The sequence below is a fragment of the Burkholderia sp. Ac-20384 genome (assembly GCF_017104605.1).
GTDB classification, from domain to species: domain Bacteria; phylum Pseudomonadota; class Gammaproteobacteria; order Burkholderiales; family Burkholderiaceae; genus Burkholderia; species Burkholderia lata.
In genome coordinates this window covers 1-778 of record NZ_JAAGPE010000706.1, presented here as the reverse complement: position 1 = coordinate 778, position 778 = coordinate 1, and the positions used below count along the sequence as shown (strand labels likewise).

Sequence of the window (778 nt, the reverse complement as noted above, 5' to 3'; positions counted from 1 at the left end):
GCTTCGCGCCACTGCCGGCGGCGCCTCGTCCTGTGCCGGCGTACGTGCGATCCGCGCAGGTCGCTCAGTCGCGACGGCAGGTGCGGCGTGCGCCGCACCGGTTTGCGCGGCGGCGTGCGCGTCGGCTGCCGCGCCCTCGTCCGTGCCTTCCTCCGCGCCTTGCCCGCGCCGCACCCAGATCTGCGCGAGGCCCATTTCCTCGAGCGCCGCTTCAGCCCATGCCATGCGCGTCCCCTTCGTCCTTGTTCAGCGTCAGACGCATCACGATTGCGTCCTCCCGGCTGCGATGCTTCGCCGGGTAATAATTCTTGCGCCGGCCGATCGTCAAGAAGCCGAAACGCTCGTACAGATGAATTGCGCGCGGATTGGACGGCCGCACCTCGAGCAGCACGCCGTCGAGCCCTTCCGCGCGAGAAATGCGCACGGCCTCGCGCAGCAGCGCCAGGCCCGCGCCCGCGCACTGCGCGGCCGGCGCGACGCACAGGTTCAGCAGGTGCATCTCGTCGACCACGGGCATCAGCACGCAATAGCCGATCAGCGAACCCGTCACGTGCCGCAGGCACACGCCCTGGTAGCCGTTGCGCAACGAATCCTCGAAATTGCCGCGGCTCCACGGAAATTCGTACGCGACGTGCTCGATCGCGACGACCTCGTCGAGATCGGCATCCGTCATCGGCGCCAGATAGCGATCGCTCAGCAGTACACCCGTCATCCCTTCGCTCCGCCCGTCTGCGCGGCCCGTGCCGCGACGCGCTCGGCGGTCGTCTGCGCAACCTTA

1 protein-coding gene and 1 pseudogene are annotated in these 778 nt (G+C 68.9%); both read right to left on the bottom strand.

The annotated features are described in order from the left end of the window. Nucleotides 1-225: pseudogene (locus G3O00_RS42935) on the bottom strand (uracil-DNA glycosylase); the annotation flags it as partial. Then, nucleotides 212-712 (bottom strand): ribosomal protein S18-alanine N-acetyltransferase, encoded by a 501-nt coding sequence (gene rimI / locus G3O00_RS42930; protein WP_011352484.1) that lies wholly within the window; start codon nt 710-712, stop codon nt 212-214. The gene rimI and the pseudogene G3O00_RS42935, both read right to left, overlap by 14 nt. Between the last annotated feature and the right edge of the window lie 66 nt (nt 713-778).

Bases quoted from the DNA above. Each gene is read 5' to 3' on its own strand.
- rimI (WP_011352484.1), bottom strand. From the start codon at position 712: ATGACGGGTGTACTGCTGAGCGATCGCTATCTGGCGCCGATGACGGAT.